This window comes from Cupriavidus pauculus, assembly GCF_008693385.1.
Taxonomy (GTDB): Bacteria; Pseudomonadota; Gammaproteobacteria; order Burkholderiales; family Burkholderiaceae; genus Cupriavidus; species Cupriavidus pauculus_D.
In genome coordinates, this window is record NZ_CP044065.1 from 3682310 (window position 1) to 3704050 (window position 21741).

Below are 21741 nucleotides of genomic sequence, written 5' to 3' on the forward strand. Positions count from 1 at the left end.
GGAACGCTCGGAGTACAATGCGGGAATTCCCGGACCGGTAGCGCCGCGCATTTCGGATGACGACGACGGCTGCTGGAAACTCCTCATTGCCTATCCATCGACATACATGGACTTCCTGATTCGAGAATTCGACGTGGCATTGCGCGCGATCGCCGGCGTGACCCGTGCCGGCCGCGAGAATCCCGCGAACCGTCTCGCGCCCGATACCGAACCGTTGTCGGCGGCCGAGCGCCAGCACGTGGCCGGGCTCATGCGAATCAACCATGTGGGAGAGGTATGCGCGCAGGCCCTGTACCAGGCGCAGAAGCTGACCGCGCATAGCGCGCCCGTGCGCGCGCAGATGGACGAGGCCGCGCGCGAGGAAGAAGACCATCTGTCGTGGTGCGCGGACCGGCTGCGCGAACTGGGTTCGCGTCCGAGCCTGCTCAACCCCGTGTGGTACGCGGGCGCATTCGCGATCGGCTGGCTCGCGGGCCGCGCGGGCGATCGCGTGAGCCTGGGCTTCGTCGCCGAGACCGAGCGGCAGGTCGAACATCATCTGACCAGCCATCTCGACAAGCTGCCGCAGGCCGATGGCCGCTCGCGCGCGATCCTCGAGCAGATGCGCGACGACGAGATCCGTCACGGCGATGCCGCGCGCGATGCGGGCGGGATACCGCTCCCGAACGCGATCCGCGCGCTCATGCGTGGTGCATCGCGCGTCATGACGACCACCGCGTACCGCGTCTGACGGCACGGTCCGACGCCTCGGCGCGGCGGGTCATGCGACCGCGTGCGAGGGCTGCACGCCGGGGCTGTGGAAAACCCGCGCGAGCCCTTGCGCGAGCGGGGCGCGCGGCAAAACGTTGTATCCTTCGCAACGGCGCGAAATCGCGTCGAAATCCTTTGTCGACGCGGTGTCCTCGGACGGTTCTCAGGTGGTTTCTCCGGTTTACTCCCTAAGATCTTCATTTCATTGATATTTCACTGTCATGGTGCGTGAGGTTGGCGCGCTAAGTCTTTGTTCTGATTCGAAAAACCCCCTTTTCTCCCCTGTTGCGCAGCCTTGACCGGCCAAAGTGCTTACTCTAAAGTGGGAAATTGTGTGAGCAAGTGTGTTTTTGTGTGATTTAGGGGTGCATTGCTGCGATCATTCCCGGAAGCTAGTGGATTCGAGTCGCAGCGCCCACGGGGGGAGAGAGTTTGTTCCAGGGAGCTTCGGCGCTTTCGCTGGATGCCAAGGGTCGGATGTCCATTCCGGCGCGGCATCGCGAGGCGCTGCATCAGCAGGCCGAGGGCCGGGTGACGCTGACCAAGCACCCGGACGGCTGCCTGTTGCTGTTTCCCCGACCCGAATGGGAATCCTTCCGTAACCGCATTGCGGCACTGCCGATGGACGCGCACTGGTGGAAGCGCATCTTTCTGGGGAATGCCGCCGACGTGGACATGGACGGCGCCGGCCGCGTGCTGATTGCACCGGAGCTGCGCACGGCCGCCACGCTCGACAAAGAGGTCATGCTGCTCGGCATGGGCAGTCATTTCGAAATCTGGGATGCCGCGACGTACACCGCCAAGGAACAGCAGGCGATGGCGCAGGGCATGCCGGAAGCGTTGAAGCAATTCTCTTTCTGAAGAGGTCATGAGCCCTACCGGAACGCCGGGGACCACCGCCCTGCGCCATCGCACCGTGTTGCTGGACGAAGCCGTCGAGGCGCTCGTCTGGCGGCCCGACGGCGCCTATGTGGACGGCACCTTCGGCCGGGGCGGGCACAGCCGCGCCATCCTCGCGCGGCTGGGACCAGCCGGGGCGCTCGTCGCGTTCGACAAGGATCCGGCAGCAATCGCAGAAGCGGGCACCATCCAGGATGCCCGCTTCTCCATTGAGCACGCGAGCTTCGGCACGATGGGCGAACGCCTGTCCGGTCGTGCGCCGCTCGCGGGGGTGTTGCTCGACCTGGGGATCAGCTCGCCCCAGATCGACGAGGCGGCGAGGGGGTTCTCCTTTCGTTTCGATGGCCCGCTGGACATGCGCATGGACACCACGCGCGGCATGACCGCGGCCGAATGGCTCGCGCAGGCGGACGAGCAGGACATTGCCAGGGTGATACGAGACTATGGGGAAGAACGGTTTGCTGTACAGATTGCAAAGGCGATTGTTGCTCGCCGGCGCGAACCCGGCGATGGCGGACCCATCGCCACTACTGCCGACCTTGCCGCGCTCGTGGCGAAAGCCGTCAAAACACGCGAGAAGGGCCAGGACCCTGCGACCCGCACCTTTCAGGCTCTACGGATTTTCGTCAATCAAGAGCTTGAGGACCTCGAGAGAGGTCTGAAGGCGGCATACGAACTGCTCCAGGTCGGAGGCCGCCTCGTGGTGATCAGCTTTCACTCGCTCGAGGACCGCATCGTCAAGCGGTTCATGCAGGCGCACGCGCGTCCGCAGATGGATGCCGACCCGGCGCTGCGCCGTGCGCCGTTGCGCGCGGCCGACCTGCCGCAGCCCACGCTGAAACTGCTTGGCCGCTTCAAGCCGAGCGAGCAGGAGGTGACCGACAACCCGCGCGCGCGCTCCGCCGTGATGCGTGTGGCCGAGAAACTCTCTGCCGGGGCGGTGACCGCATGAACCGCCTGACCTTCTTCCTGCTCGCCGCGCTGGTGTTCTGCGCGCTGTCGCTCGTCGGTGCCCAGCATCAGGCGCGCACGCTGTTCGTCGCGCTCGAGCGCGCGCAGGCGGAGGAGAAGCAGCTCGATATCGACTGGTCCCGCCTGCAGTACCAGCAGAGCGCGCTCGGCAAGAGCGCGCGCATTGCCGACGCGGCACGCACGCAGCTGAAGATGGCGCCCGTCATGCCGGGCAAGACGCAGTATCTGGCCGGCGTGGCGCTGCCCGCGCCCGGATCCGTCGCCAATACGGCCGCAGGATCGGCCGCGAGCGCTGCGGCGCCGGAGGCAAGCAAATGAGTCTGGCCCGTCCGAGCCTCGGCGCCCGCGCGCGCGGTAACAATGCCTCTCGCCAGCAGGCGCAGCCGCAGTCGCGTCCGCGCACGGGCCAGTTTTCGGCGAGCCCCGTGCTGGGCCTGCGTCTGCCGATGTGGCGCTCGAAGTTCGTCGTGTTCCTGATGTTCGCGGCGTTCGCGGCGCTGGCCGCGCGCGCGCTGTGGATCCAGGGGCCCGGCAACCAGTTCTATGAGGCCGAGGGCAAGAAGCGCTTCCAGCGCACGCTGGAACTGCCCGCCACGCGCGGCAAGATTCTGGACCGCAATGGCCTCGTGCTCGCCACGAGCCTGCCGGTGAAGGCCGTCTGGGCTGTGCCCGAGGACGTGCCGAACGATATTTCCGCGGCGGACCGGCGCCAGCTCGCGAAGCTGCTCGAAATGTCCGAGAAGGACCTGCAGCGCAAGTTCGACGAGGACAAGAGCTTCGTCTACCTGAAGCGCCAGGTGCTGCCGGACGCGGCCGACAAGATCGCCGCGCTCAAGATCGAGGGCATTCACCAGACGCGTGAATACAAGCGCTTCTACCCGGAAGGGGAGGCGATGGCGCACATCGTCGGCTTCAACAACGTCGAGGACAAGGGTCAGGAAGGCGTGGAACTCGCGCGCGAGGACATGCTGGCGGGCAAGCCCGGCGCGCGTCAGGTCATCAAGGACCGCCTCGGCCGCGTGGTCGAGGACGTCGGCATCCTGAAGACGCCGCGCGACGGCCGCGACATGCAGCTGTCGATCGACGCGAAGATCCAGTACCTGGCCTTCAACGAAGTGAAGGCCGCCGCCGAGCGCAGCAAGGCCAAGGCCGTGAGCGCGGTGGTGCTCGACGCGCAGACCGGCGAGGTGCTGGCGCTGGCGAACTGGCCGACCTACAACCCCAACGACCGCTCGCGCCTGACGGGCGAGCAGCTGCGCAACCGCGTGCTGACCGACACGTTCGAGCCCGGTTCGATGATGAAGCCGATTACGGTGGGCCTCGCGCTGCAGCTGAAGCGCGTGACGCCGTCGACGGTGGTCCAGACCACCGGCAAGTACAACTTCGAAGGCGCGACGATCACCGATACGCACAACTACGGCGCGCTGACCGTGGGCGGCGTGATCCAGAAGTCGAGCAACATCGGCACGACCAAGATCGCGATGATGCTCAAGCCGCAGGAAATGTGGGACATGTTTACCAGCGTCGGCCTCGGCCAGGCGCCGAAGATCGGCTTCCCGGGCGCGGTGGCCGGCCGCGTGCGTCCGTTCAAGAGCTGGCGGCCGATCGAGCAGGCGACCATGTCGTATGGCTACGGCCTGTCGGTGTCGCTGTTCCAGATCGCGCACGCCTATACGATCTTCGCGCACGACGGCGAGATCATTCCGGTGTCGATGTTCAAGACCAACGGCCCCGCCACGGGCGAGCGCGTGCTGTCGCCGCAGGTGGCGCGCGACGTGCGCGCGATGCTCGAGACCGTGACGGCGCCCGGCGGTACCGCGCCCGAAGCGCAGGTGATGGGCTATCGCGTCGGGGGCAAGACCGGTACCGCCTACAAGCACGTGGGCCGCGGCTACGACCGCAGCAAGTACCGCGCATCGTTTATCGGCCTGGCGCCGATGTCGAACCCGCGCGTGATCGTCGCGGTGAGCGTCGATGAACCGACGGCCGGCAGCCACTATGGCGGCGCGGCGGCGGGTCCGGTGTTTTCGCAGATCATGGGCGGCACGCTGCGCGCGCTGAATGTCCAGCCCGATTCGCCGATTCGCCAGCTCATGGTCAGCGACAAGGTGCAGGAGAGCGAGCCCTGGGTGGCAACGCCATGACGGACAAGCCGATGCTCCCCTCCGATGTCCAAGCACAGGCCAGCGACGCGCTGGCCTGGCTGCATGCGCGGGTGCCAGCCGGCGCGCGCCTGACCGGCGACACGCGCCGGCTGGCGCCGAACGACGTGTTCTTCGCGTACGTGCTGGGCAATGCGCGTCTGGCGACCGATGGCCGGCCGCATATCGCGGGCGCGATTGCCGCCGGCGCCTCGGCCGTGGTGTACGAGGCGGACGGCTACGCCTGGCGGGACGGCGACGCCGCCCCGCATCTGGCGATCCGTGGCCTCCATCGTCTGGCGGGCCCGATCGCCGCGGGCTGGTATCGCATCGCCGAACGCGACCTTGCCGTGACGGGTATCACCGGCACCAACGGCAAGACCTCCTGCGCGCAATGGCTGGCGCGCGTGCTGCGGGCCGCCGGTACGCCGTGCGCGACCATCGGCACGCTGGGCACGGGTTTCCCCGACGCGCTGCATATGACGGGCTTCACCACGCCCGATGCCGTGCAGCTGCAGCAGAGCCTGGCCGATCTGCACGACGCGGGCGCGCGGGCCGTGGCGATGGAAGTATCGTCGCACGGGCTCGAGCAGGGCCGCGTCGCGGGCACGCGCTTCGGTGTGGCCGTGCTGACGAACCTGACGCAGGACCACCTCGACTATCACGGCACGATGGCCGAGTACGAGGCGGCCAAGCAGTTGCTGTTCCGCTGGGAGGGCCTGGGCGCCGCGGTGATCAACCGTGACGACGCGATGGGCCAGCGCCTGCTCGCGGGCGATGCGGCGGGAACCACCGCGCCGCGCGTGATCGAGTACGGCATCGATGGCGATGCCGCGCCGACGGCCGCGCGCGCGGCATGGCTGCGTGCGACCAACGTGCGCGCCACGGCGACCGGCACGGCTTTCCATATCGATGGCAGCTTTGGCAGCGCCGACCTGATGACGCCGATGATTGGCGCGTTCAACGTCAGCAACCTGCTGGCGGTGCTCGGCGCCGCGCTCGCCAACGGCGTCGCATGGGACGCCGCGGTCGCCGCGCTGCGCACGCTCGCGCCCGTGGATGGCCGCATGGAACTGTTCGGCGGCCACGACGCGCCGCTCGCGGTGGTCGACTACGCGCATACGCCCGACGCGCTGGCCAAGACGCTGGCCGCGCTGCGGCCCGTCGCAGCCGCGCGGCAGGGCCGGCTGTGGTGCGTGTTCGGCTGCGGCGGCGACCGCGACGCGACCAAGCGCCCGCTGATGGGCGAAGTGGCGGAACGGCTGGCCGACGAGGTCGTGCTGACCAGCGACAATCCGCGCAGCGAGGACCCCCAGAACATCCTGGACGCAATTGCCGACGGCATGCAGGACCGTTCGCGCGCGCGCCAGATCGAGGACCGCGCCGCCGCAATCCTTTACGCAATCAAGCATGCGGCATCCGCCGACGTGGTGCTCGTGGCCGGCAAGGGCCATGAAGCGACGCAGGAGATTCAGGGGCGCAAGCGTCCGTTCTCCGATCGCGAGCACGTGCGCCTGACGCTCGGTACCCGGGGGGTGTCCGCATGACCCCCGACATGAATACGATGATGACCACGCTGCAGCAGGCCGCCGGCTGGATCGACGGCGCCAAGGTGCTCGGCGACGGCACGCGCGCGTTCTCGCGCGTGCATACCGACAGCCGCACCGTGGCACCCGGCGACCTGTTCGTCGCGCTGCGCGGCGACCGGTTCGACGCGCATGACTTTCTTGCCGACGTGGTGGCGCGCGGCGCCGCCGCGGTGCTCGTCAGCCGCGACGTCGACGTGGGGGTGCCCGCGATCGTCGCGCCCGATACGCGTCTCGCGCTCGGCGACCTCGCTGCCGGCTGGCGCCGTGCGTTCACGCCGCCGACGGTGGCCGTGACGGGCAGCAACGGCAAGACCACGGTCAAGGAAATGATCGCCGCCATCTTCGCGGCGGCCGTCGGCGAGGCCGACCGGCTGGCCACGGGCGGCAACCTGAACAACGATATTGGCCTGCCGCTGACGGTGCTGCGCCTGCGCGCGCACCACAAGCTGGCCGTGCTCGAACTCGGCATGAACCATCCGGGGGAGACGGTGTACCTGGCGCGCATCGCGCAGCCGACCGTCGCCGTCATCACCAACGCCCAGCGCGAGCATCAGGAATTCATGGTCAGCGTGGCGGCCGTGGCGGCGGAGCATGCGCATGCGATCGCCGCGTTGCCGGCCGATGGCGTTGCCGTGTTCCCGATCGACGCCGAAAGCGGCGGCGCGCATGCCGATGTCTGGCGCGCGGCGGCGGGCAACCGCCCCGTGCTGTCGTTCGGTACCGACGCCGCCGCGGATGTCCGCGCGACGGTCACGCTCGAGGACGGCGTGCAGGTGCTGCACGTGACGGCGCCGGGCAAGACGTTCGATGTACGGCTGCAACTGCTGGGCACGCACAACGTGCGCAACGCGCTCGCCGCCACGGCCTGCGCGCTCGCGGCCGGCGTCGATATCCCGGCCATTCAGGCCGGACTGGCCGGGTTCTCGGCGGTCAAGGGCCGTCTGCAGGTGAAGCACACCGCCGCGGGCGTCGTATTGATCGACGATACCTACAACGCGAATCCGGACTCGATGCGCGCCGCGATCGACGTGCTGGCCGGGTTTGCCGCGCCGCGCGTGCTCGTGCTCGGCGACATGGGCGAGGTGGGCGATCAGGGGCCGGCGTTCCATACGGAAATCGGTGCCTATGCGCGCGAGCGCGGGGTCGATGCGCTGTGGGCGACCGGCGAGCTGGCCGTGCATACGGTCAAGGCGTTTGGCAAAGGCGCCACACACATGGAGAGCGCCGAGGCACTCGTGCAGGCGCTCGTGGGAGGGACGGTGGCCGATGCGGGCGCCGTGCTGGTGAAGGGATCGCGCTTCATGCGCATGGAACGGATCGTCGATGCGCTGGTCGCATCCACTCCCGTTCAATCACGAAAAGACTAAAGATGTTATTGGCTCTGGCCCAGTGGCTGCAAAACGATTACAGCTTCCTGCGGGTCGTCAACTACCTGACGTTCCGCGCGGTGATGGCCAACCTCACCGCGCTGGTGATCGGTCTCGGATTCGGTCCGTGGGTCATCCGTCGCCTGACCGAAATGAAGATCGGCCAGGCCGTGCGCACGATCGGCCCGCAGACGCACCTCGTGAAGTCGGGTACGCCGACGATGGGCGGCGTGCTCGTGCTGATCTCGATCGCCATCTCCACGCTGCTGTGGTGCGACTGGGGCAACCGTTTCATCTGGGTGGTGATGCTGGTCACGCTGGGCTACGGCGCGGTGGGCTGGGTCGATGACTACCGCAAGGTGGTGTATCGCGACCCGCGCGGCATGTCGAGCCGCGAAAAGTTTTTCTGGCAGACGCTGATCGGCCTCGTGGCCGCGACCTATCTCGCGTTCTCGGTGTCGGAAGCGAGCAACGTGCGCGTGTGGACGCTGTTCCTGAGCTGGATCGAGGGCGGCTTCCTCGCGGACGTGCCGTACAAGACGAACCTGATCGTGCCCTTCTTCAAGGAGGTCAGCTATCCGCTGGGCGTGGCCGGTTTCATCGTGCTGTCGTACTTCGTGATCGTCGGCTCGAGCAACGCGGTGAACCTGACCGACGGTCTCGACGGCCTCGTGATCATGCCCGTGGTGCTGGTCGGCGGCGGGCTGGGCGTGTTCGCGTACGTGATGGGCAGCTCGGTGTACAGCAAGTACCTGCTGTTCCCGCATATCCCGGGCGCGGGGGAATTGCTGATCTTCTGCTCGGCGATGGCCGGCGCGGGGCTCGCGTTCCTCTGGTTCAACGCGCACCCGGCCAAGGTATTCATGGGCGACGTGGGCGCGCTGGCGCTCGGCGGCGCGCTAGGCACGATCGCGATCATCGTGCGGCAGGAAATCGTGCTGTTCGTGATGGGCGGCATCTTCGTGGTGGAAACGCTGTCGGTGATGCTGCAGGTCACGTGGTTCAAGTTTACGAAGCGCCGTTACGGCGAGGGCCGGCGGCTGTTCCGCATGGCACCGCTGCACCACCACTTCGAGCTGAGCGGCTGGAAGGAAACGCAGGTGACGGTGCGGTTCTGGATCATCACGATGCTGCTCGTGCTCATCGGGCTCTCGTCGCTGAAGCTGCGGTAAATCGATCGTACCGACGGATCAACTGGATAAAAGGCAGGAATACGAAGTGTTTGGCGCGTTGCAGAAACCTCATGTGCTGGTACTGGGCCTCGGCGAGTCGGGGCTGGCCATGGCACGCTGGTGCGGCCGGAACGGCTGCCGCGTGCGCGTGGCCGACACGCGCGAGGCGCCTGCCAACCTGAGCACGCTGCAGGCCGAAGTGACCGGCGCCGCGTTTGCGGGGGGCGCGTTCACCGAGGCCCTGCTGGAAGACGTGACGCTCGTGGCGATCAGCCCGGGCCTGTCGCCGAACGAGCCGGCCACGCGCGCGCTGCTGGACGCGGCGCAGGCGCGCGGCATCCCCGTGTGGGGCGAGATCGAACTGTTCGCGCAGGCGCTCGGCTATCTGGAAGGGGTCTCCGGCTACGCGCCGCGTGTGCTCGCGATTACCGGCACGAACGGCAAGACCACCACGACCGCGCTGGCGGGACGGCTGGTCGAGCGCGCCGGCAAGACCGTCGCGGTGGCCGGCAATATCAGCCCGTCCGCGCTCGACAAGCTGTCGGCCTGCATCGACGGCGCGACGCTGCCCGACGTCTGGGTGCTCGAGCTGTCGAGCTTCCAGCTTGAATACACGTTCTCGCTGGCGCCGCACGCGGCGACCGTGCTCAATGTCTCGCAGGACCATCTGGACTGGCACGGGACGATGGAAGCCTACGCGGCCGCCAAGGCGCGTGTGTTCGGGCCGGCGGACAAGGACTGCGTGCAGGTGCTCAACCGCAACGACCGCCTGACGATGGACATGGCGCGCAAGGGCACGGTGCCTGTCACCTTCGGTACGGACCTGCCCGAGAACGTAGGCAGCTACGGCGTGCTGCGCGAAGGCGGCATGCCGTGGATCGTGCTGGCCGAACCGGACAGCGAGTCGGATGGCGAGCCGAAGCCGCGCCGCCGCAAGCAGGCGGCCGGGGCGGTCGAGGAAGCGGTGCCCGTGCGCCACAAGCGCCTGATGCCGGCGGACGCGCTCCATATCCGCGGCCTGCACAACGCGACCAACGCGATGGCCGCGCTGGCGCTCTGCCGCGCGATCGATCTGCCGATGTCCGCGCTGCTGCATGGCCTGCGCGAGTACCGCGGCGAGCCGCACCGTGTGGAGTGGGTCGCGACGATCGACGAAGTGGAGTACTTCGACGACAGCAAGGGCACCAATGTCGGCGCCACCGTGGCGGCGCTCAACGGGCTGGACAAGCGCGTGGTGCTGATCGTCGGCGGCGAAGGCAAGGGGCAGGATTTTTCGCCGCTGGCGGCGCCGGTCGCGCAATACGCGCGCGCGGTGGTGCTGATCGGCAAGGCCGCGGGCGAGCTGCGCGCGGCGCTGCAGGGCACGGGGGCGAACCTCGTGGAGGCCGAGTCGCTCGAGGCGGCGGTGCTGCAGTCGGCGGGGCTCGCCCATGCCGGTGACGTGGTGCTGCTGTCGCCGGCCTGCGCGAGTTTCGACATGTTCCGCAATTACGTGCATCGCGCCGAGGTGTTCCGCGGCGCGGTGGAAGAACTGGCACTGTCCCGGGGGATCCTGCCATGAACGACGCACAGGTCAAGCGCAGCGGCTTCATCGGCGCCACCATCGGTAACGCGTGGGGTGGCCTGCGCGATGCCGTCTCGGGGGTCAAGCCGACGCGTTCCCGCATGATGGAGTACGACCAGCCCCTGCTGTGGGTGTCGATCGTGCTGCTCGCGTTCGGCCTGGTAATGGTCTATTCGGCATCCATCGCGCTGCCGGATTCGCCGCGTTATGCCAATTACCGCGAGAGCCACTTCCTGATGCGGCATGCGTTCGCGCTGCTCATCGGGCTGTCCGCGGCGCTGGTTGCGTTCCAGATTCCGGTCAAGGTGTGGGACCGCTATGCGCCCAAGCTGTTCGTGATCGCGCTGGTGCTGCTGATCGTGGTGCTGGTGCCGTTCGTCGGCAAGGGCGTGAACGGCGCGCGGCGCTGGATTCCGCTCGGCGTGATGAACTTCCAGCCGTCCGAGCTCATGAAGCTGGCGGTGGTGCTGTACGCGGCGAACTACACGGTGCGCAAGCAGGAGTGGATGCAGACCGTGTCCAAGGGCTTCCTGCCGATGGGCGTGGCCGTGGTGGTGGTCGGCATGCTGCTGCTGCTGGAGCCTGACATGGGCGCGTTCCTCGTGATCGCCGCGGTGGCCATGGGCATCCTGTTTCTCGGCGGCATCAACGGCAAGCTGTTCGCGGGCCTCGTCGGCGTGGCCGTGGGTGCGTTCGCGCTGCTGATCACCGCGTCGCCCTGGCGGCGCGAGCGGATCTTCGCGTATCTGAATCCGTGGGAAGAGAGCAACGCGCTGGGCAAGGCGTATCAGCTCACGCACTCGCTGATCGCGTTCGGCCGCGGGGAATGGACGGGCGTGGGGCTGGGCGGCAGCATCGAGAAGCTGCACTACCTGCCCGAAGCGCATACCGACTTCATCCTCGCCGTGATTGGCGAGGAATTCGGCTTTATCGGCGTGCTCGTGATGATCGTGCTGTTCTACTGGCTCGTGCGCCGCGCGTTCGGCATTGGCCGCACGGCGCTCCAGCTGGACCGCACGTTCGCGGGACTCGTGGCCAAGGGCATCGGCGTGTGGATCGGCTGGCAGACCTTCATCAACATGGGCGTGAACCTCGGGCTGCTGCCCACCAAGGGGCTGACGCTGCCGCTGGTGAGCTACGGCGGTTCGGGGATTCTGATGAACTGCGTCGCCCTGGCGATCCTGCTGCGCATCGATTACGAGAATCGCGTGCTGATGCGTGGAGGAAAGGTATGACCGATCGCACGCTGCTCGTGATGGCCGGCGGCACCGGGGGACACGTATTCCCGGGGCTGGCGGTCGCGCGGGCGTTGCGCGACGACGGCTGGCGCGTGGTCTGGCTCGGCAATCGCACGGGCATGGAAGCCACGCTGGTGCCGAAGTACGACATCCCGATGGAGTTCATCCAGTTCGGCGGGCTGCGCGGCAAGGGCCTCGTGACCAAGCTGCTGCTGCCGCTGAACCTGCTGCGCGCATTCTGGCAGAGCATCGGCGCGCTGCGCCGCGTGCGGCCCGACGTGGTGCTCGGCATGGGAGGCTACATCACGTTCCCGGCCGGCATGATGGCGTCGCTGCTGGGCCGGCCGCTCGTGCTGCACGAGCAGAACTCGGTCGCCGGCCTTGCCAACAAGGTGCTGGCGAAGGTGGCCGACCGCGTGCTGTGCGCGTTTCCGGACGCGCTGCCGAACAGCGAATGGACGGGCAATCCGGTGCGCGACGAGGTGACGCATCTGGCGGCGCCGGAGCAGCGTTACGACGGTCGCACCGGTCCGCTGCGCGTGCTGGTCGTGGGCGGCAGCCTCGGCGCGGCCGCGCTGAACGACGTCGTGCCGAAGGCCATCGCGCTGCTGCCCGAGGCGGCGCGGCCCGTGGTGCGGCATCAGGCCGGCGCGAAGCAGATCGATCAGCTGCGCGCCAACTACGCCGCCGCCGGCGTGGCGGGCGAGTGCCTGCCGTTTATCGACGACATGGCCGCGGCGTATGCCGAGGCCGATCTGGTCATCTGCCGCGCGGGCGCGATGACGGTATCGGAAGTGGCGGCCGCCGGTGTGGCGGCCCTGTTCGTACCGTTTCCGCACGCGGTGGACGACCACCAGACCACCAACGGCGCCTTCCTGTCGAAACAGGGCGCGGCGCTGCTGGTGCCACAACATGAACTGACCGCGCAGGGGCTGGCACAGACGCTGGCCAACCTGTCGCGGCCGCAATTGAAAGACATGGCGCGCATGGCGCGCGGCCTGGCCAAACCGGAGGCAACCCGGCGCGTCGCCGAGATTTGCCGCCAGATGGCGGGCGCATGACAGAACGGAATCGATGAAGCATATCGTCAAGAACATCCACTTCGTAGGGATCGGCGGTGCCGGCATGAGCGGCATCGCGGAGGTCCTGTTGAACCTGGGCTACAAGGTCTCGGGTTCGGACGTGGGCAGCAATGCGGCCACGAAGCGGCTGGCATCGCTCGGCGCGCGCGTGGCCCACGGGCACGATGCCGCCAACGTGGTGGGCGCCAACGCGGTGGTCGTGTCGACCGCCGTCACGAACGACAATCCCGAGGTGCTGGCCGCGCGTGCGAGCCGCATCCCGGTGGTGCCGCGCGCGGTCATGCTGGCCGAGCTGATGCGGCTCAAGCAGGGCGTGGCCATTGCCGGCACGCACGGCAAGACCACGACCACGAGCCTCGTGGCCTCGGTGCTGGCCGAGGGCGGACTGGATCCGACCTTCGTGATCGGCGGCCGCCTCAACTCCGCGGGCGCGAACGCGCGCCTGGGCACGGGCGACTTCATCGTGGCCGAGGCCGACGAGTCGGACGCGTCGTTCCTGAACCTGTTCCCGGTGATGGAAGTCATCACGAACATCGACGCGGACCACATGGACACCTACGGGCACGACTTCGCGCGGCTCAAGCAGGCGTTCATCGAGTTCACGCAGCGGCTGCCGTTCTACGGCATCGCGGTGCTGTGCGTCGATGATCCGAACGTGCGCGAGATCCTGCCGTTCGTGTCGAAGCCCATCGTGCGCTACGGCTTTGCCGAGGACGCGCAGGTGCGCGCGGTGAATCCGCGCGCCGTCGATGGCCAGATGCACTTCACGGTGCTGCGCCAGATCAACGGCCATACCGAGCCGCCGCTCGACGTGGTGCTGAACCTGCCGGGCCTGCACAACATCCAGAACGCGCTGGCGGCGATCGCGATCGCCACCGAGCTCGAAGTCCCCGACGCGGCCATCGTCAAGGCGCTGCGCGAGTTCCACGGTGTGGGCCGCCGCTTCCAGCGCTACGGCGAGGTGGCGACGCCCGACGGCACCGGCACGTTCACGCTCGTGGACGACTACGGCCACCATCCCGTGGAAATGGCCGCGACGCTGGCCGCCGCGCGCGGCGCGTTCCCGGACCGCCGGCTCGTGCTGGCCTTCCAGCCGCACCGCTTTACGCGGACGCGCGACTGCTTCGAGGATTTCGTGAAGGTGCTGGGCACCGTCGATGCGCTGCTGCTGGCCGAGGTCTACGCGGCCGGCGAGCAGCCGATCGTCGCGGCCGACGGCCGGGCGCTCACGCGCGCGCTGCGTGTCTCCGGCAAGGTGGAGCCCGTTTTCGTGGAACAGATGGACGAGATGTCGCAGGCGATCCTCACCGCGGTACGCCCTGGCGACGTGGTCGTGACGATGGGCGCAGGCTCGATCGGCGGCATTCCGGGACAACTCGTGTCCCATCAGCAACCGGCAGGAGGCCAGGCATGAGCTTCGTCGCCCAACCCAATATCGATCCGAAATCCCTGGGCAAGGTCGGCGTGCTGTTCGGCGGCCGTTCGGCCGAGCGCGAGATTTCGCTGCTGTCCGGCAACGGCGTGCTGGCCGCGCTCCAGGCGCGTGGCGTGGATGCCCACGGCTTCGATCCGGCGCTCCGTCCGCTGACGGACCTCGTCGCCGAGAAGTTCGACCGCGTCTTTATCGCGCTGCATGGCCGCTACGGCGAGGACGGGACGATGCAGGGGCTGCTCGAGCAGTTCGGCATTCCCTATACCGGCAGCGGCGTACTCGCGTCCGCGCTGGCGATGGACAAGCAGGCGACCAAGCGCCTGTGGATCACGCACGACCTGCCGACGCCGCGCTTCGCGATGCTGCGCGCGGATACCGATTTCGCGGCCGTGGTGCGGGATCTGGGGCTGCCGCTGATCGTCAAGCCGGCGCGCGAAGGGTCGTCGATCGGCCTGACCAAGGTCACCGCCGCGGACCAGATGCGCGCCGCCTACGAGAAAGCGGCCTCGCTCGACCTCGACGTGATTGCCGAGTCGTTCATCGACGGCGACGAGCTGACCTGCCCCGTGGTAGGGGAGGGCGCCACCGCCGAAGCGCTGCCGGTCATCAAGATTGTCGCGCCCGAGTCGAACTACGACTATCAAAATAAATACTTTACTGACGTTACCCAATACTTGTGCCCGTCGGGCCTGCCGCCCGAGGTGGAAGCCGAAGTGCAGCAGCTCGTGGTCGATGCGTTCCGCGTGCTCGGCTGCCGCGGATGGGCGCGTGCCGACGTCATGCTCACGCGCGACAACAAGCCTTACCTGCTCGAAATGAATACCTCGCCCGGCATGACCGGCCATTCGCTCGTGCCGATGTCCGCGCGCGCGGCCGGCATCAGCTACGAGGATTTCGTGCTGCAGGTGGTGGCGCAGGCCACGCTGGAGCTGCACCCGAACGAACACTGGAAGCCAGAGTAACCCGAGTCCGACGAAAGATATGTGGCATAACGCACGCCTGCTCAACATCATCGCCTCCGCGCTCTATGCGCTGGTGGCGCTGATGGCGCTCGCGGCCGGCCTGTTGTGGCTGGCCCAGCGGCCGGTGTTCGCCATTACCCATGTCGATCTGTCGTCGATGGACGGCGCGACGCTGCGTCACGTCAACGGACCGAGCGTCCGCGCCAATGCGCTGGGCAAGCTGTCGGGCAACTTCTTCACGCTCGACCTCAATGCCGCGCGCCAGGTGTTCGAGTCGGTGCCCTGGGTGCGGCGCGCGAGCGTGCGCCGCGAATGGCCGAACGGTCTCGCGGTGGAAGTGGAAGAGCACGAGGCCCTCGGCACGTGGGGCGGTGCGGACAGCGGCCGCCTGATCAATACGTACGGCGAGGTGTTCGTCGCGAACACCGCCGAGGCGGAAGAGGATGCCCAGCTGCTGGCGCTCGACGGGCCGCCGGACAGCGAGGGCGACGTGGTCGAGAAGCTCGAGGTCATGCGCGAGTGGTTCAAGCCGTTGAAGGCGGAGCCGCTGGCGGTGGCGCTGTCGTCGCGCTATGCGTGGCGCGCGCGGCTGTCCAACGGCATGGTCGTCGAACTCGGCCGCGAGCAGACCGACGAGGATCGCGCCGCGATGGAAGCCCGGGTCAGGCGGTTCGTCACCGCATGGCCGCAGGTCACCGAGCAGTGGGGCCGGCAGATCGATTATGCGGATCTGCGCTATCCCAACGGCTTTGCGATCCGCGCGGCCAACGTGCGCTTCCTGACCGATGCGCAGGCGGCGGCAGCGGCCAAGGCGGCGGCCGCGGCGGCAGCGCGTGGCGCGGCAGGCAACAGTCCCAACAACAATCCGACGCGACTCAAGAGCAAGAACGCGGAGAAAACTCGATGAGCAAGGAATACAAGGACCTTCTGGTTGGTCTGGACATCGGCACCTCGAAGGTGGCGGCGGTGGTCGCGGAACTGCGCCCCGACGGCAGCTACGAGGTGATCGGGATGGGCCAATCCGAGTCCAAGGGGCTGAAGAAGGGGGTCGTGGTCAATATCGAGGCCACCGTGCAGTCGATCCAGCGCGCGCTCGAGGAAGCCGAGCTGATGGCCGACTGCAAGATCTCGGAAGTCTTCACGGGCATCGCGGGCAGCCATATCCGCAGCTTCAATTCGAGCGGGATGGTCGCGATCAAGGACAAGGAGGTCACGCAGACCGACGTGGCGCGCGTGATCGAGACCGCCAAGGCGGTCAATATCCCGACCGACCAGCAGATCCTGCACATCCTCACGCAGGAATTCATCATCGACGGTCAGGAAGACGTGCGCGAGCCCATCGGCATGAGCGGCATCCGCCTCGAGGTGAAGGTGCATATCGTGACGGGCGCGGTCAGCGCGGCGCAGAACATCGTCAAGTGCGTGCGCCGCTGCGGGCTGGAAGTGCACGACCTGATCCTGCAGCCGCTGGCCTCGAGCCTTGCGGTGCTGACCGAGGACGAAAAGGAACTCGGCGTGGTGCTGGTCGATATCGGCGGCGGCACGACCGACATCGCGATCTTCAGCGAAGGCGCCATCCGCCATACGGCGGTGATTCCGATCGCCGGCGACCAGATCACCAACGACATCGCGATGGCGCTGCGCACGCCGACGCCCGATGCCGAGGACATCAAGATCCAGTACGGCATCGCCAAGCAGGCGATTGCCGATCCGGAAGACATGATCGAAGTGCCCGGCGTGGGCGACCGCGGTACGCGCACGCTGTCGCGCCAGGCGCTGGCCGCGGTGATCGAGCCGCGCATCGAGGAACTGTATTCGCTCGTGCATCAGGTGGTGCGCGAGTCGGGCTACGAGGAACTGCTGTCGTCGGGCGTGGTCATCACGGGCGGTACCGCGATGATGCCGGGCATGGTGGAACTGGGCGAGGACATCTTCCTGAAACCCGTGCGCGTGGGGGTGCCCGAGTATCGCGGCAACCTGCACGAGGTGGTGAAGAGCCCGCGCTATTCCACGGTCATGGGTTTGTTGCTCGAAGGACGCGTGCAACGGATGCGCGGCCGCAAGGTGGCCGTGCAGAGCGGTTCGGTAAAGCAGGTATGGACACGCATGAAGGAATGGTTCGTCGGAAATTTCTGACCCGTTTCTTTCGCGTTGGGTTTTCGGTTTCTTAACGTTTTCTTTTTTTGTTTTTTTGTTCAGAAACCAAGGGTTGCGGCGGGGAGGCTGCAGCGTTTGGGGACTGATTCTTCTCGGAGGCAGTGATGGACTTTGACATGATCGAATCGGAGATGCAGGACGGCACCATCATCAAAGTGGTTGGCGTGGGTGGCGCGGGCGGTAACGCCGTGCAGCACATGATCAGCCGCGGCGTGCAGGGTGTGGAATTCATCTGCATGAACACCGACGCGCAGGCGCTGAAGCGTTCGACCGCTTCGCGCGTGCTGCAACTCGGCAACACGGGTCTCGGCGCCGGCGCCAAGCCGGAGGTCGGCCGCAATTGCGCCGAACAGGCGCGCGAGCAGATCGCCGATGCGCTGCGTGGGGCGCACATGGTCTTCATCACTGCCGGCATGGGCGGCGGTACCGGTACGGGCGCGGCCCCGATCGTGGCGCAGGTGGCCAAGGACATGGGCATCCTGACGGTGGGCGTGGTCAGCAAGCCGTTCGAGTTCGAAGGCGCGCGCCGCGCGAAGGTCGCCGAGCATGGCTCGAGCGAGCTGGAGTCGTCGGTGGACTCGCTGATCGTCGTGCTGAACGAGAAGCTGTTCGAAGTCATGGGCGACGACGCCGAGATGGACAAGTGCTTCCAGTGCGCGGATGACGTGCTGCACAACGCCGTGGCCGGCATCGCCGAGATCATCAATGTCGATGGTCTGGTGAACGTCGACTTCGAAGACGTGAAGACCGTCATGGGCGAGCAGGGCAAGGCCATGATGGGCACGGCAACCGTGTCCGGCGTGGACCGCGCGCGTCTGGCGGCCGAGCAGGCCGTGGCCAGCCCGCTGCTGGAAGGCGTCGATCTGTCGGGCGCGCGTGGCGTGCTCGTGAACATCACGGCCAGCCGCTCGCTCAAGCTGTCGGAAACCAAGGAAGTCATGAACACCATCCGCAGCTACGCCGCGGAAGATGCGACCGTGATCTTCGGTACGGTGTACGACGATTCGATGAGCGACGCGCTGCGCGTGACCGTGGTGGCCACGGGCCTGGGCCGCTCGGCCAAGAAGCAGCAGCCGATGACGCTGCTGAAGACCGGTACCGACAACAACCCGGTGCAGATGATGGCCGGCATGGTTGCCGCGCCGAGCCACGCGTCGCCGGACTACAGCGGCCTGGACACGCCGGCGGTATGGCGTTCGTCGCGGGAATCGGCATCGGCCCACGTGGCCGCGCTGCAGGAGAAGGGCGTCGACACGTACGACATTCCCGCGTTCCTGCGCAAGCAGGCGGATTGAGTCGGGTCCGGCGGTGCCGCGCAGCGGCCGTGCCAGACAGAACGCGCCAGGCCCCAATGCGCGTGACATGAGCGCTCCCCATCCGCTCATGCCACGCGGGACCTGACTCGTCCTGACTTCGGCCGGCCGTCAAGCGACGCCGCAGGAAAAGCCTCCGTCCACATCCCGTTGCCGGGACGGGCGTGCCAAGTGGCCGCCTCCCCGGACTGTGCCCGCCCTGCCCGGCGGCGGGATGTTGTGCTGTCGTCGTTCGTTCGCCGAATCGCTCGCCGATCTTGTCCGCCCGGCATTCCGGTACGCTCCCCAGCGCGCCGGGATGCCGGGCGGACGGCATTCCTGAAAACGTGTTTCAATTGCCACCCGCATGAGCGCCGCTTGGCCGGGGCCGCATCGGCCCCTATGATGCAGGCAGGCTTCCACCCGAAAGGACACTCCGCATGATCGCCGTTGGTAACCGCGTGCCCGACGCCACGCTTTATGAATTCTTCGAGGTCGAGACGGGCGGCTGCGCGCTCGGTCCCAATGCGTTTCCGGTGTCCGAACTGGTGAAGGGCCGCAAGGTGGTGGTGTTCGGCCTGCCCGGCGCGTTCACGCCGACCTGCTCGGCCAAGCATGTGCCCGGCTACGTCGCGCTGGCCGACGAGCTGCGCGCCGCCGGCGTCGACGAAATCTGGTGCCACTCGGTCAACGATGCGTTCGTGATGGGCGCGTGGGGCCGCGAGCAGCAGGCTGGCGGCAAGGTCCGCATGATGGCCGACGGCGCCGCCGAATGGGCTCGCGCGCTCGGTCTCGACCAGGATCTCGGCGGTCGCGGCCTGGGCGTGCGCGCCAAGCGCTACGCGATGATCGTCGATGATGGCGTGGTCACGCATCTGGCCGTGGAAGGTCCGGGCGAATTCAAGGTCAGCAGTGCCGAAGCCATCCTCGAGGCGTTGCGCGGCTGACACGGCCACCTGCAATATTGTGATCTATTCGCAATATATGACGGTATTGCTAACACCCCGAAACAAAGTGGTGCAGCGCAGTACACAGTGCGGTGGTAGTATTGCGTTATTGAAAAGTAGGGCTAATAGCTTTAAGCAATAGAAAGCTTAATGCAGGATTAGCCAGCCATCGTTGAGGCGGTCATGCTCAAACAGCGCACCATCAAATCTCTCGTAAAGACCGTCGGTATCGGGTTGCATTCCGGCCGCAAGGTGACCTTGTCCCTGCGTCCCGCACCCGTCGATGCCGGTATCGTCTTCACCCGCGTCGATCTGCCCGAGCCGGTCGAGATTCCCGTCGCCGCGTCGGCCATCGGCGATACACGTCTCGCGTCCGTGCTGCAGAAGAACGGCGCGCGCGTCTCGACGGTCGAGCACCTGATGTCCGCCTGCGCGGGCCTCGGCATCGACAATCTCTATGTCGATGTGGACGCCGAGGAAATTCCGATCATGGACGGCAGCGCGGCCTCGTTCGTGTTCCTGCTCCAGTCGGCAGGCATCGAGGAGCAGTCGGCCGCCAAGCGTTTTATCCGCGTCAAGAAGGCCGTGGAAGTGCGTGAAGGCGACAAGCTTGCGCGCCTGGAACCGTTCTTCGGCTTCAAGCTCGCGTTCACGATCGACTTCCGCCACCCCGCAGTGGACAAGACGGGCCAGACGTTCTCGATCGACTTCGCCGACACCAGCTACGTCCGCGAGATCGCGCGTGCCCGCACGTTCGGCTTTGCCCACGAAGTGGAAGCGCTGCGCGAGATGGGCCTGGCGCGTGGGGGCAGCCTCGACAATGCGATCGTGCTGGACGAGCACCGCATGCTGAACAACGAGGAATTGCGCTACGGCGATGAATTCGTGCGCCACAAGATCCTCGATGCGATTGGCGATCTCTATGTCATCGGCCATCCGCTGATCGGCGCCTACGTCGCGCACAAGTCGGGCCACGGTCTCAACAACCAGCTGCTGCGTGCGTTGCTGGCGGACCAGGAAGCGTACGAAATCGTGACGTTCGACAAGGTGGAGGACGCGCCGGTCGCGTTCCTGCCGCAGGTGCAGCCCGCCTTCGCCTGAAGACCGGGTGCATGCCATCAAGGGCTCTCGTCACGAGAGCCCTTTTTTTTCGTCCGGCGCTGTGTCGCTTTGTATCGGCGATGCGATTCGCGGGAATGCGGGCAATTGCGAGCGAAGCGCGCGGTGGCGGCTGTCACCCTGATGCGGCCGCGCCAACCCGGCGCCCACACAGGACCCGCATGTACGCCCGTATCCACGACACCACGCTCTTCTATGACATCGACGGCGCCGAGTACGACCCAGGCAACGGCGAACTTCTTCGCAAGCCGGTGCTCGTCGTGCTGCACGGCGGGCTCGGTTTCGACCATGCCTACCTGAAGCCCGGCCTCGGGCCGCTGCGCGACCACGCGCAACTGCTCTATGTCGATCTGCGTGGGCAGGGGCGCTCCGGCCGTCCGCCGCTCGAGACCTGCACGCTCGAGCAGATGGCCGACGACGTGGCGGCGCTATGCGCGTCGCTGGGCCTCCCCTACGTCCACGTGTTCGGGCATTCGGCCGGCGGATTCGTCGCGATGCATCTCGCGCTGCGCCACCCGGCGCTCGTCGCGGGCATGATCCTGTGCGGCAGTTCGCCGACCGTACAGCCGATTACCGAGGAGGAAGGCGCCGAGCCCGCGCCGTCGCTGGCGTCGCGCGCGGGCCCCGGGACGCTCGCGGTGGCCGGCCGCGTGTTCGGTGGCGACATCAGCGACGAGAGCGTGGCCGACTTCTTTCGCGAGGTCGGGCCGTTCTACGCGGCGCCCGACCATATGCATGTGCCGCCGCGGCTGACGGCGCTGAGCGCAATGGACGTCCCGATGATGCGGCACTTCATGACGGCGCTCGCGCCGGGATACGACCTGCGGCCGCGCCTGGGCGGGATCGCGGCGCGCGTGCTGGTGATCGTCGGACGGGAAGACTGGGTATGCCCGCCGCGTGCCGGCCGGGCGCTCGCGCGCGGGATTCCGGGCGCGCGGCTGGTCGTGCTCGAAGACGCGGGGCACTTCACGTTCTCGGAGGCGCCTGCGGCGTTCCTCGACGCGGTGGCCAGCTTTCTGCCGCCGGCCGCGGCCGCATAGCGGCCGAAGGGGGAAGG

Annotated in this window: 19 protein-coding genes; all 19 read left to right on the forward strand. The window is 67.3% G+C overall.

Annotated elements, in window-relative coordinates; genetic code table 11:
• Positions 1–106: 106 nt before the first annotated feature.
• The 19 genes from coq7 (at position 107) to FOB72_RS17055 (ending at position 21724) form a co-directional block, all read left to right on the forward strand.
• Positions 107–730: a 2-polyprenyl-3-methyl-6-methoxy-1,4-benzoquinone monooxygenase gene (gene coq7 / locus FOB72_RS16965; protein ID WP_150373648.1), complete on the forward strand. Its 624-nt coding sequence runs from the start codon at positions 107–109 to the stop codon at positions 728–730.
• Positions 731–1182: 452 nt separating this feature from the next.
• Positions 1183–1611: a division/cell wall cluster transcriptional repressor MraZ gene (gene mraZ, locus FOB72_RS16970; protein WP_150373649.1), complete on the forward strand. Its 429-nt coding sequence runs from the start codon at positions 1183–1185 to the stop codon at positions 1609–1611.
• A 7-nt stretch (positions 1612–1618) separates the two neighbouring features.
• Positions 1619–2602, forward strand: a complete 984-nt coding sequence (rsmH, locus tag FOB72_RS16975) for a 16S rRNA (cytosine(1402)-N(4))-methyltransferase RsmH (RefSeq protein WP_150373650.1) — start codon at positions 1619–1621, stop codon at positions 2600–2602.
• Positions 2599–2940 (forward strand): cell division protein FtsL, encoded by a 342-nt coding sequence (gene ftsL, locus FOB72_RS16980; protein ID WP_150373651.1) that lies wholly within the window; start codon positions 2599–2601, stop codon positions 2938–2940. The genes rsmH and ftsL overlap by 4 nt, the downstream gene beginning before the upstream one ends.
• Positions 2937–4766, forward strand: coding sequence for a peptidoglycan D,D-transpeptidase FtsI family protein (locus FOB72_RS16985; protein ID WP_150373652.1), 1830 nt, complete (start codon positions 2937–2939; stop codon positions 4764–4766). Before ftsL ends, FOB72_RS16985 begins: the two co-directional genes overlap by 4 nt.
• Positions 4763–6310, forward strand: coding sequence for a UDP-N-acetylmuramoyl-L-alanyl-D-glutamate--2,6-diaminopimelate ligase (locus tag FOB72_RS16990; protein ID WP_150373653.1), 1548 nt, complete (start codon positions 4763–4765; stop codon positions 6308–6310). Before FOB72_RS16985 ends, FOB72_RS16990 begins: the two co-directional genes overlap by 4 nt.
• Positions 6307–7719: a UDP-N-acetylmuramoyl-tripeptide--D-alanyl-D-alanine ligase gene (locus FOB72_RS16995; RefSeq protein WP_223851371.1), complete on the forward strand. Its 1413-nt coding sequence runs from the start codon at positions 6307–6309 to the stop codon at positions 7717–7719. The genes FOB72_RS16990 and FOB72_RS16995 overlap by 4 nt, the downstream gene beginning before the upstream one ends.
• 2 nt (positions 7720–7721) lie before the next feature.
• The gene (gene mraY / locus FOB72_RS17000; protein ID WP_109580034.1) at positions 7722–8891 is read left to right on the forward strand and encodes a phospho-N-acetylmuramoyl-pentapeptide-transferase; all 1170 of its coding nucleotides are present in this window, start codon (positions 7722–7724) and stop codon (positions 8889–8891) included.
• Positions 8892–8937: 46 nt separating this feature from the next.
• Positions 8938–10452, forward strand: coding sequence for a UDP-N-acetylmuramoyl-L-alanine--D-glutamate ligase (gene murD / locus FOB72_RS17005; protein WP_150373654.1), 1515 nt, complete (start codon positions 8938–8940; stop codon positions 10450–10452).
• Positions 10449–11690: a putative lipid II flippase FtsW gene (ftsW, locus tag FOB72_RS17010; protein ID WP_150373655.1), complete on the forward strand. Its 1242-nt coding sequence runs from the start codon at positions 10449–10451 to the stop codon at positions 11688–11690. The genes murD and ftsW overlap by 4 nt, the downstream gene beginning before the upstream one ends.
• The gene (gene murG / locus FOB72_RS17015; protein ID WP_150373656.1) at positions 11687–12754 is read left to right on the forward strand and encodes an undecaprenyldiphospho-muramoylpentapeptide beta-N-acetylglucosaminyltransferase; all 1068 of its coding nucleotides are present in this window, start codon (positions 11687–11689) and stop codon (positions 12752–12754) included. Before ftsW ends, murG begins: the two co-directional genes overlap by 4 nt.
• Positions 12755–12767: 13 nt before the next feature.
• Positions 12768–14189, forward strand: a complete 1422-nt coding sequence (murC, locus tag FOB72_RS17020) for a UDP-N-acetylmuramate--L-alanine ligase (protein WP_150373657.1) — start codon at positions 12768–12770, stop codon at positions 14187–14189.
• Entirely contained in the window at positions 14186–15169 is a 984-nt protein-coding gene (locus tag FOB72_RS17025) for a D-alanine--D-alanine ligase (RefSeq protein ID WP_150373658.1), read from the forward strand. The genes murC and FOB72_RS17025 overlap by 4 nt, the downstream gene beginning before the upstream one ends.
• Before the next feature lie 19 nt (positions 15170–15188).
• The gene (locus tag FOB72_RS17030; RefSeq protein ID WP_150373659.1) at positions 15189–16076 is read left to right on the forward strand and encodes a cell division protein FtsQ/DivIB; all 888 of its coding nucleotides are present in this window, start codon (positions 15189–15191) and stop codon (positions 16074–16076) included.
• Positions 16073–17305, forward strand: coding sequence for a cell division protein FtsA (gene ftsA / locus FOB72_RS17035; protein ID WP_017227546.1), 1233 nt, complete (start codon positions 16073–16075; stop codon positions 17303–17305). The genes FOB72_RS17030 and ftsA overlap by 4 nt, the downstream gene beginning before the upstream one ends.
• Positions 17306–17430: 125 nt before the next feature.
• Positions 17431–18621 (forward strand): cell division protein FtsZ, encoded by a 1191-nt coding sequence (gene ftsZ / locus FOB72_RS17040; protein ID WP_150373660.1) that lies wholly within the window; start codon positions 17431–17433, stop codon positions 18619–18621.
• A gap of 437 nt (positions 18622–19058) precedes the next feature.
• Positions 19059–19565, forward strand: coding sequence for a peroxiredoxin (locus FOB72_RS17045; RefSeq protein WP_150373661.1), 507 nt, complete (start codon positions 19059–19061; stop codon positions 19563–19565).
• 183 nt (positions 19566–19748) lie between these two features.
• Positions 19749–20666, forward strand: coding sequence for a UDP-3-O-acyl-N-acetylglucosamine deacetylase (lpxC, locus tag FOB72_RS17050; RefSeq protein ID WP_150373662.1), 918 nt, complete (start codon positions 19749–19751; stop codon positions 20664–20666).
• Positions 20667–20845: 179 nt separating this feature from the next.
• Positions 20846–21724, forward strand: coding sequence for an alpha/beta fold hydrolase (locus tag FOB72_RS17055; RefSeq protein ID WP_191002165.1), 879 nt, complete (start codon positions 20846–20848; stop codon positions 21722–21724).
• Positions 21725–21741 lie beyond the last annotated feature (17 nt).

Coding starts and splice junctions, on each gene's coding strand:
- rsmH (WP_150373650.1), top strand. CDS start 1,619: ATGAGCCCTACCGGAACGCCGGGGACCACCGCCCTGCGCCATCGCACC.
- FOB72_RS16995 (WP_223851371.1), top strand. CDS start 6,307: ATGACCCCCGACATGAATACGATGATGACCACGCTGCAGCAGGCCGCC.
- FOB72_RS17055 (WP_191002165.1), top strand. CDS start 20,846: ATGTACGCCCGTATCCACGACACCACGCTCTTCTATGACATCGACGGC.
- lpxC (WP_150373662.1), top strand. CDS start 19,749: ATGCTCAAACAGCGCACCATCAAATCTCTCGTAAAGACCGTCGGTATC.
- coq7 (WP_150373648.1), top strand. CDS start 107: ATGGACTTCCTGATTCGAGAATTCGACGTGGCATTGCGCGCGATCGCC.
- murG (WP_150373656.1), top strand. CDS start 11,687: ATGACCGATCGCACGCTGCTCGTGATGGCCGGCGGCACCGGGGGACAC.
- FOB72_RS17025 (WP_150373658.1), top strand. CDS start 14,186: ATGAGCTTCGTCGCCCAACCCAATATCGATCCGAAATCCCTGGGCAAG.
- FOB72_RS16985 (WP_150373652.1), top strand. CDS start 2,937: ATGAGTCTGGCCCGTCCGAGCCTCGGCGCCCGCGCGCGCGGTAACAAT.
- ftsL (WP_150373651.1), top strand. CDS start 2,599: ATGAACCGCCTGACCTTCTTCCTGCTCGCCGCGCTGGTGTTCTGCGCG.
- mraY (WP_109580034.1), top strand. CDS start 7,722: ATGTTATTGGCTCTGGCCCAGTGGCTGCAAAACGATTACAGCTTCCTG.
- murC (WP_150373657.1), top strand. CDS start 12,768: ATGAAGCATATCGTCAAGAACATCCACTTCGTAGGGATCGGCGGTGCC.
- ftsA (WP_017227546.1), top strand. CDS start 16,073: ATGAGCAAGGAATACAAGGACCTTCTGGTTGGTCTGGACATCGGCACC.
- FOB72_RS17030 (WP_150373659.1), top strand. CDS start 15,189: ATGTGGCATAACGCACGCCTGCTCAACATCATCGCCTCCGCGCTCTAT.
- ftsW (WP_150373655.1), top strand. CDS start 10,449: ATGAACGACGCACAGGTCAAGCGCAGCGGCTTCATCGGCGCCACCATC.
- FOB72_RS17045 (WP_150373661.1), top strand. CDS start 19,059: ATGATCGCCGTTGGTAACCGCGTGCCCGACGCCACGCTTTATGAATTC.
- ftsZ (WP_150373660.1), top strand. CDS start 17,431: ATGGACTTTGACATGATCGAATCGGAGATGCAGGACGGCACCATCATC.
- FOB72_RS16990 (WP_150373653.1), top strand. CDS start 4,763: ATGACGGACAAGCCGATGCTCCCCTCCGATGTCCAAGCACAGGCCAGC.